The organism is Neisseria sp. HMSC061H08 (assembly GCF_001836795.1).
In the GTDB taxonomy this organism is placed as follows: Bacteria; Pseudomonadota; Gammaproteobacteria; order Burkholderiales; family Neisseriaceae; genus Neisseria; species Neisseria subflava_A.
On sequence record NZ_KV830556.1, the window covers coordinates 134,190 to 147,703 of the forward strand.

At 47.2% G+C, this 13,514-nt stretch carries 12 protein-coding genes, 1 tRNA gene and 1 pseudogene; 6 read left to right on the top strand and 8 right to left on the bottom strand.

Annotated features, from left to right (window positions below):
• Positions 1–56: 56 nt before the first annotated feature.
• The 6 genes and pseudogenes from HMPREF2675_RS01560 to HMPREF2675_RS01580 all read right to left on the bottom strand — a co-directional run bounded on the left by HMPREF2675_RS01560 (position 57) and on the right by HMPREF2675_RS01580 (position 5,782).
• Entirely contained in the window at positions 57–1,259 is a 1,203-nt protein-coding gene (locus HMPREF2675_RS01560; protein WP_070813830.1) for a beta-ketoacyl-ACP synthase, read from the bottom strand.
• Between the two features lie 3 nt (positions 1,260–1,262).
• Entirely contained in the window at positions 1,263–1,781 is a 519-nt protein-coding gene (locus tag HMPREF2675_RS01565) for a hypothetical protein (protein WP_070608118.1), read from the bottom strand.
• A 123-nt stretch (positions 1,782–1,904) separates the two neighbouring features.
• Positions 1,905–2,054 (bottom strand): annotated as a pseudogene (locus HMPREF2675_RS10815) (NAD(P)-binding protein); the annotation flags it as partial.
• Positions 2,055–2,187: 133 nt separating this feature from the next.
• On the bottom strand, positions 2,188–4,506 hold the full coding sequence (locus HMPREF2675_RS01570; protein ID WP_070813831.1) for an MMPL family transporter: 2,319 nt from the start codon (positions 4,504–4,506) through the stop codon (positions 2,188–2,190).
• A 93-nt stretch (positions 4,507–4,599) separates the two neighbouring features.
• Entirely contained in the window at positions 4,600–5,217 is a 618-nt protein-coding gene (locus HMPREF2675_RS01575; RefSeq protein ID WP_070813832.1) for a 4'-phosphopantetheinyl transferase family protein, read from the bottom strand.
• Between the two features lie 52 nt (positions 5,218–5,269).
• Positions 5,270–5,782 (bottom strand): hypothetical protein, encoded by a 513-nt coding sequence (locus tag HMPREF2675_RS01580; protein WP_225905469.1) that lies wholly within the window; start codon positions 5,780–5,782, stop codon positions 5,270–5,272.
• Between the two features lie 198 nt (positions 5,783–5,980).
• On the opposite strand from HMPREF2675_RS01580, the gene HMPREF2675_RS01585 reads away from it, so the two are divergent.
• Positions 5,981–6,073 (top strand) — tRNA-Ser (locus tag HMPREF2675_RS01585).
• Positions 6,074–6,153: 80 nt separating this feature from the next.
• The gene (locus HMPREF2675_RS01590; protein ID WP_070813833.1) at positions 6,154–6,714 is read left to right on the top strand and encodes a pseudouridine synthase; all 561 of its coding nucleotides are present in this window, start codon (positions 6,154–6,156) and stop codon (positions 6,712–6,714) included.
• Between the two features lie 55 nt (positions 6,715–6,769).
• Here HMPREF2675_RS01590 and HMPREF2675_RS01595 read toward each other — a convergent pair whose 3' ends face one another.
• Positions 6,770–7,576, bottom strand: coding sequence for a DUF4198 domain-containing protein (locus tag HMPREF2675_RS01595; RefSeq protein ID WP_003685136.1), 807 nt, complete (start codon positions 7,574–7,576; stop codon positions 6,770–6,772).
• A gap of 151 nt (positions 7,577–7,727) precedes the next feature.
• Entirely contained in the window at positions 7,728–9,104 is a 1,377-nt protein-coding gene (gene radA, locus HMPREF2675_RS01600; protein ID WP_070813834.1) for a DNA repair protein RadA, read from the bottom strand.
• A gap of 78 nt (positions 9,105–9,182) precedes the next feature.
• Between radA and HMPREF2675_RS11335 the strand changes: the two genes are divergently transcribed.
• From HMPREF2675_RS11335 to HMPREF2675_RS01615, 4 genes are read left to right on the top strand one after another with little or no spacing between them, the layout of a single operon-like run.
• A complete protein-coding gene (locus HMPREF2675_RS11335) occupies positions 9,183–9,359 on the top strand; it encodes a hypothetical protein (protein ID WP_168162055.1) in 177 nt (58 codons plus the stop codon).
• Between the two features lie 59 nt (positions 9,360–9,418).
• A complete protein-coding gene (locus HMPREF2675_RS01605) occupies positions 9,419–10,543 on the top strand; it encodes a DNA cytosine methyltransferase (protein WP_070813835.1) in 1,125 nt (374 codons plus the stop codon).
• Positions 10,540–11,580, top strand: a complete 1,041-nt coding sequence (locus HMPREF2675_RS01610; RefSeq protein WP_070813836.1) for a restriction endonuclease PLD domain-containing protein — start codon at positions 10,540–10,542, stop codon at positions 11,578–11,580. Before HMPREF2675_RS01605 ends, HMPREF2675_RS01610 begins: the two co-directional genes overlap by 4 nt.
• On the top strand, positions 11,581–13,470 hold the full coding sequence (locus tag HMPREF2675_RS01615) for a Z1 domain-containing protein (RefSeq protein WP_070813837.1): 1,890 nt from the start codon (positions 11,581–11,583) through the stop codon (positions 13,468–13,470).
• The last annotated feature ends 44 nt before the right edge of the window (positions 13,471–13,514 follow it).

Sequence of the window (13,514 nt, forward strand, 5' to 3'; positions counted from 1 at the left end):
TTTTAAGTTGCGGAAAAGAAAAAGGCCGTCTGAAAAGACAGCCTAAATATAAGGACTTATCCGATAATCAAAACGGCATTGCTGCCGCCGAAAGCGAATGATGAGCTGGCGGCAATGCGTTTTTCAGACGGCCAGCGGCTGTTTTCGTCGGTTAAAGCAATGTTGGGCAGCTCGGAATCGGGTACGTTGTCCCATTGTTGCGGTGGCAGTTTGCCTTCTGGATTGTATTGGTGGTTGGCCATCAACCAGGCAAACGCGGCTTCGATCGCACCAGCTGCGCCTAAGGTATGACCGGTGGACGGCTTGGTTGAAGTGCAAAGGGTGTGGCTGCCAAATACTTCGGCAACAGCTCGGCTTTCCATGCTGTCGTTGTGCTGCGTGCCGGTGCCGTGCAGATTGATCCAGCCGATCTCTTCCGCTTTCAAGCCGGCTTTATCCAAAGCGGCCTGAAAAGATTGGGCTGCACCCAAACCGTCGGGGCGGGGCGAAGACATATGGTAGGCATCGCTGCTTGCGCCGTAGCCGAGCAACTGCATTTCGCCGTCAAAATCGGCATCGCGCGTCATCACGAAAAATGCGGCCGCTTCACCGATATTGATGCCGTTGCGATTGGCAGAAAAAGGCTTGGCGATGCCGTCTGAAAGCACTTCCAAAGAGGCAAAACCATTAATCGTCAGCGGAGAAAGCGTATCCGCGCCGCCGCAAATCACGGCATCACACAATCCGGCACGAAGCAATCGGGCTGCGCTGATGAGGGCGCGTGCGCCGGAAGTGCAGGCGGTGGAGACGGTATAGCGCAAGCCGTCCAGACCGTAAACTTGGGCGATAAATTCGGAGGGCGAAGCCATGGTGTGTTGCAGCTGTTTGAACGGAACATCCATCCACTCACCACCTTGTACAACGTGTTGGAACAAAGGGATATTTTCGTCTGCGCCACTGGTGGACGTACCGGTCACGACAGCGACCCTTTCTTTGCCGTAACGGGCAATGGCCGTCTGAATCAGTCCGTCTATTTGCGAAAGCGCGTGCAGGATAAGCTGGTTGTTGCGGCTGTGATGCGCTTCGGGAATGCTGTCGGGCAGAGGCATCAGGGTTTCTTTGACTGCACCGAAAGCATGCGTTTTGCCTTTTACCCATTGGTCTGAAAAAGTCAGGGGCGTGTTTTCAGACGGCGTGAGTAAGGCATCGGCATGAACTTGCAAGCCGCTGCCCAATGCGCTGGTCAGTGCCGGACGGCTGAGATAAACAGGAGTATTCATGAATTAGTCTTCTGCAATCGGGCTGACCGTCCAGAAAGTTTGGTCGGGGAAGCCGATGAGGAATTGTTCGGAATGGTGGGCGACACACCACAAATCACGCTCACGGTAGCTGAATACCGCGCCTTTGCCGTCAGGGCAGAAGCCTTGATGGGTGGCGTTTTGTTGGCGGGCTTCAGGGTAAAGCGTGGCGGCGTGTTCGGCGGCCAAAAGCGGCAACAGGGCGGCAAACAGTCGGCGCGAACTGGCATTGGGCATCACAAAGCCGTCGTTTTTCCAGCCTTTGGTGCTGACCGATTGACGCGATACCGGCGCACCCAGTGCATCGGTTTGGACAAAGCGGATGCCGTCTGAATGAGGCTCGACTGCCAAGAGATTGGTTTGAACGGTTTGCCCCGCCGCATTGGTCTGCTCGAGTTTGAACCATTGGCCTTCTTTGGAAAGCGGCGGCAGCGTTTGCGGATGAGGGAGCGAGGTTGCGCATGCAGAAAGCAGCAGTGCGGCAAGCAAAGGGATAAATCGCATAAGGTTTTATCTATCGGTCAAAATATTTAATGATGAGGGTAGATTTTCAGACGGCCTGTTCTGTTTTCAGGCGAGGCCGTCTGAAAGGCATTCGTCCTTATTCTACCTTCAAATCGCCCACCAATGCGGCAGCAGGCTCTCGCTGATGACAAAGCGCGGGAAATGTTGTTTTTCCAGTACGCAAACTTTAAAGCCTTGTTTGTTCAGCAAAGCGGAAGCAACCGAACCTGAAGGGCCTGCGCCGATAACGGCAACGTCGAATTCTACGGGTATTTGAAAATACCTTTGATTTTAATGCTAAATAATGCTTAAACTGCTATATAAAATTTTTCAGACGGCCTTTTGCAACTTGGCGATTGAAGTTGAAAAAAATATCGTTTCAACTTCAATCGTCTTCATCTTGTGTCTAATTTTTCAATAATGTGCCTGCCAGCCAAATATTGAATGCCACGCCGATGGTAACCGTCATGCCGAACGCGGCAACAGCGGGCGTGCTGCTGATGGCGAGCAGGGCAAAGGAAATGGCTGTCGTCGCTGCGGCAAGCAGCATACCGCCTAATTTTGCCGGCGCGCTGTGATGTGCAGTGGCGGCATAGACGGCATAGTCCACGCCGATGGCGGATACTAAAAGCAGGCCGAACATGGCAAACAGGCTGACGGGAATGCCGGCCAAACCGAGTACGGCAACGGTGCAGATGGCGGCGGCCAGCGGCACGGCAAGGATTTTGCTGCTGCGTTTGAAACCGAACATTTTCCACAAAAGCAGCCATGCCAACGCATAGGAAGCCAGTTTCAACCATGCGGCCTGATTGCGCGTGTGGTGGAAAAGCTCGTTTAAGTGGGCGCGTTTGTCTGCCCAATGTACGCCGGAGATGTGTTGCACTGCGGCGCGTACGGCGGCTTCATCGGCCATGCCGTTCAAACGCACGACGGCAGCAAAACGGCCTGGTTCCACTTCGCCCAAATACAAGGAACGCCAAGCTTCTGCCAAATCGGTATTCAGGCCGTCTGAAAGCGACAATGGTTGCGTATCGGCGGCTTGAAGCAGGGCATCGCGCACAGTTTTGCGCGGAATACCGATTTCTGTGAGCGGTTTCCAGCTATCAGGCAACTTGGTCAATTCGCGCAGGCGGTTTTGCAGTTTTTGCTGTTCCGTTGTCGCCAGGATGAATTGGTCGGGCGATTGGATGCCGGAAAGTTTGCCTTGCACGATTAAGGGCTGCAGGGCGTGGCCGAGTTCGGCGGTTTTCTTCAACAGGGCATCTTCGCTTTGTGCTTCGGCCACCAAATATTTGCCGCCAAAATCCGTACCGCTCAACCGGCCGATTTGTTGTACTTCTGTCAACATCGCGGTCGGCATATTGACCCATTGACGGATGTCGTCACGCCAGTCGCTGCGCCACAGTCCGACTGCCAGCAAAATTCCGCCCACGATTAACCAGCCGCGTTTGTGCAGGCGGTTTTTCAGACGGCCTGACAAGGAATAGAGCTTTTCGGTTAATGCGGCAAAAGGCACGGTTTTGGCACGGTAGCGGCGAAACAGTGGCGGCAGCCATAAAACGGTGGCACCAAACGCACCAAATAAGGCAAAGCCTGAAAATACGGCGGTTTGGCGCAGTACAGGCAAAGGGGTGAACCACAGCAGTGCGTAGCCCAAGACGGTAATCGTCAGGCTGACGGCAAAGCTCGGCAAGACATGTTTTATTGCCGATTCGGCCTGCCAAACAGTCTTTTCAGACGGCCCGAATACTGACGGAGCCAGCCAGTGCAACGGGAAATCCACCAACATACCCACCAAGCTGGTGCCGATGACGATGGTCAGGATATGCACTTTGCCGAAGGTCAATAATGCAACCGCCAATCCGGTCAACATACCGGCTGCCAGAGGCAAGGACAGCAAAAATACGCGGCCGCTGCGGAAGACCCACAACAGCAGCGTAAAAGTCAGCCCAAGCCCGACCATGCTCATTATCCGGCTTTCTTTTTCTGCGGCTGCTTTGGATACGGCGGCGAACAATGCGCCACCTGCGCTTAAGGTTTCTGCGCCGTTTTCCGAAGCGATTTGACGGCTTTGCGCCATCAGCGGTAAGAGGGCATCGTTGCCGGAGAATTGATCGCCGCCGGCGAGCCGTCCGCGTAAAAATACCCAAGTTTTGCCTTGGTCTTCGGCAAACAACATGCCGTTGTCCATGTCCCACTGCAAACGGCTTTGCGGATTGGCTTTGTCGGCAACAAAGCGTCCGAAGCCCAGCCAGTCTTGTTCTAAAGACAAAGGGGAGGGGGTGGCAAAAGGATTGGCCGCGGCTTCTGCGCGCGCTTGAAAATAGGCTTGCGGCTGCTCAAACAGCAGGCGGATTTCGTCTTGCGGCAAAACGGCCAAGCTCAGCTTCTGCATATCCGCCCGCACTTTGTCCAAATTTGGCGTCATGCTGCTGTCGACTTGTTCAAATACGCCGCTTTTGCGCCATGCATCGGCAATTTGAGAGGCCGTCTGAAAAGCGGTTTCGGCATCGGTACTGCCGGCAAGCAAAATAACTTGCGAATTGAGCTGCGCTTCTGCGGCTTTATCCGCAGCCGTCAGTAAGGCATCGGGTTGCTGCTCGCTTGGCAACAACGCGGTCAAATCGGTTTGGATGCGCGCTTGTGAAGCAAAGGCATAAACCAAAAACAGGGTAAGAAACAGGATAAGGGCAGTATAGAGGCGGTTTAGGAGGCGAAGATTCATCGTTCAGACGGCCTTTTGCAAATGCTGCTGTTGGTGTGTGGAATCAGTAAAAGTGCAGTAAATTAAATCAGATTATTATTATTTTGTCAGTTATTAGATGGTTTGCGGGTCGGTTAAATCATTGGGTTGGAGCGAACCAAAAAACTGCCATTGCAGGGCGACGGCTTTTCCCTGCCAAACGCAGGAAAGTGCCATCGTATCCGCCAAAATCGCGCTTGTGCCGCGCCAATCGGTTTGATTTCCGGCGCGTAAACCGACGGGTTGCCCTGAATCGAAAACATAGCCGACCGATTTCATGTCTGACGGGAAATCCAAATTTGCCGCTTTAATCAAGGCTTCCTTGAAACACCACAATCGGTAAAACGTTTCAGACGGCCAGTTTGCCGTTTCCAAAAAGTCTTGTTCTTCCTGCGTGCAGACCAAAGCCGACAGCGCTTTGAAATCACGCGGGCGGATAAATTCGATATCGATACCGGCTGTTAAGGGATGAGGCGCACACAATAAAGCGGCAAAGCCTTGGCTGTGGCTCAGTGATACAGTCGGTAAATCGGTTTGCTGTTTTAATGCTCGGCTGACTTGCCAGTCCTGACGCTGCGCCAGTTGAGGCGTGGCGGCAAAACGTTGGGAATCGGCTGCGTTTAGAGAAGCATGGTCGTAGCAGGCGGTAAAAGACGGATCGGCCAGCAGGCATTGAAGAGGTGTCGTATCCATAAAATAGAAAAATGCCAAACTTCATATTGAAGTCCGGCATTTTTGACATTACTTAGTGGAAGCTGCCTTTCAAAACCACACGGCTGTTGAATGTAGCGATGTGGCATTCGTACTCGTTACCGCCTTTGGTTACTTTGTCAAAGTAGCTAACCAGGTGAACGGATTTGGCTTTTTTGCGATGTGCAGTGCTTTGGAAGCGTTTAACCGCGCTCAGGAATGCGCGTTGGCAGGTTTCATCAGGGGTTTTGCCGACTGAGTTGGAGATTTGACGGGAAGTCAAAGTTGCGCCGGATGTGCTACCGTAGTGAACGCGGATGCTAGGATCCAAAGCGGATTTGGCTTCGGTAGAGTTTAAAGCTACATCGACTTTACACATATAAATATCGTTTTGACCTTTGCCATGGACTTTATGGCCCTCACCCATGCTACGGCAGGCAGAACCGGCGGCAGTTGTTTTTGGAGTAGAAGTTTGAGAGGAGGAAGTGGATGGTTGGGAATTGCCGGATTGTGAGCAAGCGGCAAGCATCAGGGAGGATACGGCAACCAAAGCAGAAAAACGTAACATGCGAACTCCTTTGTAATAATGGGCGTAGAAAAAGTTTACAGAAAGCAGAATCATTTTAACATATATGAAAGAAGTATAAAAACAGAATGGTGCAAAAAATATTATATTTTTATTTAAATGATTTCATGGCGTTAAGAAAGTTTGAGGCGGTAATGCTTGACGAAGGAGGGCAGAAAGCGTATATTGCGGACTTCCTTAGGAGTAATGGCTGAGAGGCTGAAGGCACTTCCCTGCTAAGGAAGCATGTGGGGTCAACCTGCATCGAGGGTTCGAATCCCTCTTACTCCGCCAAATATGAAAGACACCGTTTATACGGTGTCTTTTTTATTATCCGGAATTGCTTGAAATCTGAGGCCGTCTGAAAGTGTGAAATGAACGATTTGATTATCCTAAACAAGCCTTATGGCGTGATTTGCCAGTTTTCTGCACATGAAAAACATCAGTGCCTGAAGGATTTTGTCGAGAAACCGGGATTTTATCCGGCCGGCCGTTTGGATACGGACAGCGAGGGTTTGCTGCTGCTGACCAATAATGGCCGTTTGCAGGCGCAGATTGCCGACCCGAAATTCAAGCAGGTCAAAACTTATTGGGTGCAGGTGGAGGGTTCTCCTGATGAAGCCAAATTGGATTTATTGCGCCGTGGCGTAGATTTGGGTGATTTTGTCACCCGTCCGGCCGAGGTTAGGGTATTGGAAGAGGGCGAAGCGGATATTTTATGGTCGCGCGTGCCGCCGATTCGCGTGCGTAAGTCTGTGCCTGATTTTTGGGTGGAAATCAAAATTTCGGAAGGGAAAAACCGCCAAGTGCGAAGGATGACGGCGAAAGCAGGCTTTCCATGTTTGCGCTTGGTCCGTGTGGCAATAGGCCGTCTGAATCTGTTTGATTTGAATTTGGAATTGGGACAATGGCGGTTTGCGCCGCATCGTCCTTAAATAGGATGAATAAAGGCCGTCTGAACTATTCAGACGGCCTTTTGTTATGGAAAAATCAATGATGTGAATGACCGATTTGGAAGGTCAAAGTGGTGTAGTTCGCCTGTTTTTGGCACACGCTTTGATCGGGGAAATCGGCTTTGTGTTCTACGCTGGCTTTCCAGAAACCTTGGCGCAATGGAATGATGCTGACTTCGCCTTTGTCATCGGTAGTATCGGAGAAGGCTTGGGCTTCGGTTTTATGGGTTTTGCTGCGGTCGCTGGTGTCGAAGCCGTCAAATGTGGCGGTAACGGTGGCGTTAGGCAGCGGCTCGCCATTGAAGAGAACGCGGACTTTGAAGCGTTCGCCGACATGGACGTTGGCAGGGTTGTCCAAAGGTACGATTTCCAAATGTTGGCCGACTTGCTTGGTGATAATGGCGGTATCTGCACTTTCATGGCCGACATTGACGATGTTTTTACCAAACATTCTTGTTTGTTCGCAATAACTTGCATCAGGCATTTCTTTGATGCTTGCCTGCTTCCAGCCCGCGCTGTTTTTTGACCAGAAAGTCGGTTGGTATTCGGCGGTTACCAAGTAGCTGCCGTCTTTGACCGGCAGTTTGCTGCGGTATTGGTAATTGTATGTGCCTTTTTGAATCATGTTTTCTTTGCCTTTTTCAGTCACCAGTTGCATGGGTTTGCTGAAAATGTGCAGGCGGTCTTTGGCGATGGGCTCAAGCTCCGGGAATTCGCCATAGCCCAATTCGGCTTCAAGGTATTCGCCGCCATGTGTGTGGGCGGTTTCAACCCAAACGCGGTGAGCGTGTGCGGCAGTGCTGAACAGGAAGGCAGATGCGATAAGCAAAGCGGTTTTTTTCATGATTCCTCTCCGATTTTCGATGTGTAGAAAAGATAGAATAAATTCGTTCGTTATAATATAACAAAATTATTTAAATTTAAAGAGAGGCCGTCTGAAAACTTTCAGACGGCCTTTTAGCTGATTGTTTTTTGAATCAGATTATCGAAACGGTTTAGTCCCCGTCACGACAGACGTCAATCGCTTCCTGCAAACTGCTGACGCCGTAGATTTTCAGGTTTGGAAACTCTTTGGCATTGCGCGGCATATTGGCTTTGGGGACGATGGCGCGTTTAAAGCCGAGTTTTTCCGCTTCTTTGAGCCGCTCTTGTCCGCGTGCAACAGGGCGGACTTCGCCACTTAAGCCGATTTCGCCGAATACGACGGTTTTTTCAGGCATGGGTCGGTTGCGGAAGCTGGAGAGTATGGCAAGGATGACAGCGAGGTCGGCAGCAGGTTCGCCGATTTTGACGCCGCCGACGGCGTTGAGGAACACGTCTTGGTCGAAGCAGGCAATGCCGCCGTGGCGGTTGAGGACGGCGAGCAGCATGGCGAGGCGGTTTTGTTCAAGGCCGACGGTGAGACGTTTGGGGGTGAAGCCGTGTGCGTCATCGACTAAAGCCTGAATTTCGACCAAAAGCGGGCGGCTGCCTTCCTGCGTGACTAAAACGCACGAGCCGGGTGTGTCGTCGCGGTAGCTGGCGAGGAAAATGGCGGACGGGTTGGATACGCCTTTCAAACCGTTTTCGGTCATGGCGAATACGCCCAGTTCGTTTGCTGCGCCGAAACGGTTTTTGATGGCGCGTATCATGCGGTAGTTGGAATGTTGGTCGCCCTCGAAATACAGTACGGTATCGACCATATGCTCCAGCACGCGCGGGCCGGCAATCGCGCCGTCTTTGGTAACGTGTCCGACCAGTATCATGGCGATGCCCATCTGTTTCGCCATGCGCGTCAGTTGGGCGGCACATTCGCGCACCTGCGACACGGAGCCGGGGGCGGAAGTGATTTGGTCGGAATACATGGTTTGGATGGAATCAATGACGACGACTTCGGGCTGATGCTGTTTTAAGGCCGTCTGAATCGCTTCCATGCGGATTTCGGCAAGCAGGTTTACGCCTTCGGTGGGCAGTTCCAAACGTTGCGCGCGCAGGGCGACTTGTTGGGCGGATTCTTCGCCGGAAACGTACAGCACTTTGCGGCTTTGCGCCATTTTGGCGATGGTTTGCAACAGTAATGTGGATTTGCCGATGCCGGGGTCGCCGCCGAGTAGGATGACTGCGCCATCTACCAAACCGCCGCCCAATACGCGGTCGAGTTCGCCCATGCCGGTCGGATTGCGCGGCACTTCGGTGGCGGTTACTGCGGAGAGGGATTGGACGGCCGAAGTATCCGCCGCCCAAGATTGGAAACGGGCATTTTTCGGCTCGGGCGCGGCAAGGCTTTCCTGAAGCGTGTTCCACTCGCCGCAATGCGGGCATTTGCCTTGCCATTTCGGGGAAGTGCCACCGCATTCGGAACATTGGTAAATGGTTTTGGGGGCTTTTGCCATGGTGTTTTCCCTATGGATATTTGATGTGTGAAAAGGTCGTCTGAAAAGTGAGGAAGGTTTTCAGACGGCCTTGGGATTATGAATACTTTATTTATAATTTCAAGTATTCATCACTTGTTTAATGCAGCGGCATTTGCTGTTTTTTTGCGGCATAATAGGAAAAATTTACATGGAAGTTTTAGAAAAATGATTTTATTTCAAAAAAGTGATGGTAAGCTTGCCTTGCCTTGCCTTGCCTTGCCTTGCCTTGCCTAGTTCTCTATTAAAATCCCTTCAAGGTTTTTTATCAAATCTATGCATAGGAGTGAAATCCTATGTTATCTAAACAAATCGCAAATTTTAATTCATCTGACAATAAACCCAGAATTCTATCTCTATTTTCAGGATGTGGAGGTTTAGATTTGGGTTTTCACCAAGCTGGTTATGAAACTGTTTGGGCGAACGATTTTTCCCATTGGGCTTGCGAAAGTTTCCGTAAAAATATCGGCGATGTCATCGTAGAAGGTGATATTGAACAAATTGATCCGAATGATCCAACTATTCCCGATTGCGACATCATTTTAGGCGGGTTCCCTTGTCAAGATTTTTCCATGATTTGGAAACAGCCGGGCTTAGAGGGTGAGCGCGGCAATCTTTATAAAAGCTTTTTACGTTTTGTAAATGCAAAAAAACCGAAAGTTTTTGTTGCTGAGAATGTGAAAGGTTTGTTGACTGCTAACAAGAAAAAAGCCATCCAGCAAATTATTACCGACTTTGAAAATTGCGGTTATTACGTTCAGGCGAAGCTGTATAACTTTGCTGAATTTGGCGTACCTCAATTTCGTGAACGTGTGCTAATTGTCGGAGTACGTTTGGATACAGGATTTGATTTTCATCATCCAGAACCGACGCACAATGAAACTGGCGAAAATGGCTTAAAACCATATGTAACTGCTGGTCAAGCGATATCTAATATTCCACAAAATGTTAGTAATAATGAATTGTTGAAAATTAGTGAGCAAACTCGTAAACGTTTAGAACTAATCCCAGAAGGAGGAAACTATAGCGATATTCCTAAAGAGCATCCTTTGTATGTAAAAAGTATGTTAAGCCTTGTTTATCGTCGAATGCACCGTAATAGACCTTCTACAACGATTATTGCTGCGGGCGGCGGTGGTACTTGGGGCTATCATTTTCCTGAACCGCGTGCTTTTACTAATAGAGAACGAGCAAGGCTTCAAAGTTTTCCTGATGATTTTGAGTTTGTTGGTTCAACGACGGAAGTACGTCGTCAGATTGGCAATGCGGTACCGCCTCAAGGTGTGGTTGAATTAGCAAGAACCCTCTTACCAATTTTTTCAGGTAACTATAAAAAAGTAGATTTACATAAGAAATTGAAAGCAGAGAAGGACGTTTTATTTCATGACCGACTAAGCAAAATTCGAGGGGGAAAACGATGAATACTGTTTTTTCTAATATTGCTAATGCACGAATTACAGATAAGCCATTAAATAAAGTTTGGATGGATTTATTTATGTCCGCCAATGAAATTTTAATGGCAACAGGCTATGTTTCTAATGATGCAGTCAAAGAGTTACATAAAATTTTAGAAGATAGCGAACATAACCAGAAAATCAAATTATTGGTTGGTATGCATTATTTAGAAGGGTTTAGTCGTCCTCAATACAACAGTCTTTGTGAATTAAATTATTTTTTGCAAGATAAGCAACGTGGGGCAGTATACGTTTCTCCACGTGTGAAATTTCATGGAAAAATGTATTCGTTTAAGAATCAGAATGAAACTCATGGATTGATTGGTTCTGCTAATCTTACTTGCTTTTGGGATAATACTGAGCGAACCTATGAAACAATGGTTCATTTGAATGATGTTCAGACGGCATCTAAATTACATAAAAATATAGATCAGGTTATCCAGCAATTGGGTGTGGCTATTAATCAAGTAGCAAAACCAACTGATTTTAAAGAACATAATCTTCATTTGGAGAATTGTCTGGGAGTTGAAAAAGTAAATGATTCTATACTTGAGCAACTTTTTTCACAAATATCGACTTATCACTTTGATTTGCCAGTTAAAACTTTCCCAGAAAGCAGTTTAAACCGATTTTTTGCCAAAGGCCGTAAAAATAAACGCGGATTTTATTTACCTAGGCCATGGTATGAAGCAGAGTTGATTGTATCAACAAAATTTTTAGGTGCAGAAGGATACCCAAAACAAAAAGAATTTACTGTCATCACGGATGATGGTTGGCAATTTGAATGTAATACCACAGGACAAAATGGTAAAAATTTCAGTTCAAAAGGTGATCAAACCATATTTGGTAAATGGGTTAAAGGACGTTTAGAGGCGGCTGATTGTTTAAGAACAGGGGAACCTGTCACAGAAGAGACTCTACATAAATACGGTAACGATCATTTTGAGTTCCGTTCAACCGACAATCCTGATGTTTGGCTACTCTCATTTAAGGGGAAAAACTAAATGTTGCAAACCTACTTGAATCAATTGACTCCGCCTGAATTAGCTGATTCTGTTAAAAATACCGTTGATGGTTTTATGGGGAAATTATCACAAACCGAACCGAAAATTGCTCAAAACGTTTTATTGCTGGGCAATGTTCAAAGTGGCAAAACGGCACAGGTTTTGGGTGTATTAAGTGCGCTGGCTGATGATGGTGACCACAAAGTTTTTTTGTATCTTACTACTGACAGCGTAGATTTACAGGAACAGACAGTCAAGCGCGCCGAAGCTAATCTGAAAAATTTTATTGTGTTGTCTGAAAACGATGACCGAAGTTTTATGCAGGTAATGAAGGCAAATAATCCCATCTTGGTTGTGATTAAAAAGAATGCCCGTGTATTGAAACGTTGGCGTAATTTGTTTGCTAGTCAAAGTAGCCTGAAAGGCTATCCTTTGGTTATTGTGGACGATGAAGCCGATGCGGCCAGCCTAAATACTAATGCTGATAAGCCGGATAAAGATGTCAGTACTATCAATAAACTGCTAAATGACATTAAGAATTCCTGTTGTCAAAGCCTATTTATTCAGTTGACCGCCACGCCTCAATCGCTTTTATTGCAACATGAAGAATCTGATTGGCAACCTGAATTTATCCATTTCTTTGAAGCTGGTGAAAAATACATCGGTGGCAACTTTGTCTTCTCTGATCCTCCAAGCTATATCGTTCGCTTCATTGACAGTGAATTGGACGATATGAAAGATGCGAGTGGTGAAATTGCCGAAGGGGTAAAACAGGCATTGCACAGTTTTCTGCTTACTTGTGCAGAATTTGCTTTATGCGGTAAAACCAATTGTAATTTTGCTTTACATCCAAGTTATAAAATCCAAGACCATCAAGCCTTCTCTCAAAAAATCCAAGCTTTTTTAAATGATTTGGTACAAGCGATTAATAGCGGGGAGAATCTTGCAGACAGCTTTAAAGAAGACTATTTGAATTTACAAAAGACCAAGCCTGATATTCATCATTTTGAGGAAATTTATGAAAAACTAACAGAACTTTTAGAAAATAAGCAAATTTATATTCTCGTCGTTAACTCGCAGACAGAATCAGATTTTGATTTAGAAAGAGGCTTTAATATTATTATTGGTGGGAATGTGATTGGACGAGGCTTAACTATTCCGAAATTACAAACGGTTTATTATAGTCGCACTGCCAAAAAACCGAATGCAGATACTTTCTGGCAACATTCGCGTATTTTTGGATATGACCGTGATAAATCATTATTACGGCTTTATATTCCGTTTGATGTCTATTACTTCTTTGTACAACTCAATCAAGCAAATAATCTGATTATTGAGCAGGCAAAAAAATCAGATGGCAATATTCAGGTTATTTACCCGAAAAACATCAATCCGACCAGAAAGAATGTATTAAAAGCTGATAGTATCAATCAAATGGTTGGTGGTGTAAATTACTTTCCACTTCGTCCGAATGAGAATAACTTGTTGGCTATAAACGGTATTCTTCCATCTGTTTTGATAGATAAGGTACAATCTGATTTGTATCAAATAGACATAGAAGATCTATTCTTGATTTTAGATGAGCTTGGTAATTATGTACCTGATGACTGGGATAAGGAAAAATTTATTGCTGGTGTAGAAGCATTAAAGGCACAACGTCCAAGTTTTAAAACCTATATTTTGATCAAAACCGGACGTAAACTTTCTCGAGCAACTGGCACAATGCTTTCGGAAGACGACCGTAAATTAGGAGAAAAATATCCTAATGATTTATTCCTTACACTTTATCAAGTAGTAGGAAATAAAGACAAAGGTTGGCAGGGAGAAGATTTTTGGTTGCCTAATATTAAGTTGCCATATAAGGGACTGGTGTATTGGGGAGTGAAATAACATAGAAAAGGTCGTCTGAAAACAATCATATCGTTTTCAGACGA

What these genes read in the sequence shown, in the direction of transcription:
- HMPREF2675_RS01580 (WP_225905469.1), bottom strand. Translation starts at nt 5,782, where the DNA reads ATGTTACGTTTTTCTGCTTTGGTTGCCGTATCCTCCCTGATGCTTGCC.
- HMPREF2675_RS01565 (WP_070608118.1), bottom strand. Translation starts at nt 1,781, where the DNA reads ATGCGATTTATCCCTTTGCTTGCCGCACTGCTGCTTTCTGCATGCGCA.
- HMPREF2675_RS11335 (WP_168162055.1), top strand. Translation starts at nt 9,183, where the DNA reads ATGAATACTTTATTTATAATTTCAAGTATTCATCACTTGTTTAATGCA.
- HMPREF2675_RS01575 (WP_070813832.1), bottom strand. Translation starts at nt 5,217, where the DNA reads ATGGATACGACACCTCTTCAATGCCTGCTGGCCGATCCGTCTTTTACC.
- radA (WP_070813834.1), bottom strand. Translation starts at nt 9,104, where the DNA reads ATGGCAAAAGCCCCCAAAACCATTTACCAATGTTCCGAATGCGGTGGC.
- HMPREF2675_RS01570 (WP_070813831.1), bottom strand. Translation starts at nt 4,506, where the DNA reads ATGAATCTTCGCCTCCTAAACCGCCTCTATACTGCCCTTATCCTGTTT.
- HMPREF2675_RS01610 (WP_070813836.1), top strand. Translation starts at nt 10,540, where the DNA reads ATGAATACTGTTTTTTCTAATATTGCTAATGCACGAATTACAGATAAG.
- HMPREF2675_RS01605 (WP_070813835.1), top strand. Translation starts at nt 9,419, where the DNA reads ATGTTATCTAAACAAATCGCAAATTTTAATTCATCTGACAATAAACCC.
- HMPREF2675_RS01615 (WP_070813837.1), top strand. Translation starts at nt 11,581, where the DNA reads ATGTTGCAAACCTACTTGAATCAATTGACTCCGCCTGAATTAGCTGAT.
- HMPREF2675_RS01590 (WP_070813833.1), top strand. Translation starts at nt 6,154, where the DNA reads ATGAACGATTTGATTATCCTAAACAAGCCTTATGGCGTGATTTGCCAG.
- HMPREF2675_RS01595 (WP_003685136.1), bottom strand. Translation starts at nt 7,576, where the DNA reads ATGAAAAAAACCGCTTTGCTTATCGCATCTGCCTTCCTGTTCAGCACT.
- HMPREF2675_RS01560 (WP_070813830.1), bottom strand. Translation starts at nt 1,259, where the DNA reads ATGAATACTCCTGTTTATCTCAGCCGTCCGGCACTGACCAGCGCATTG.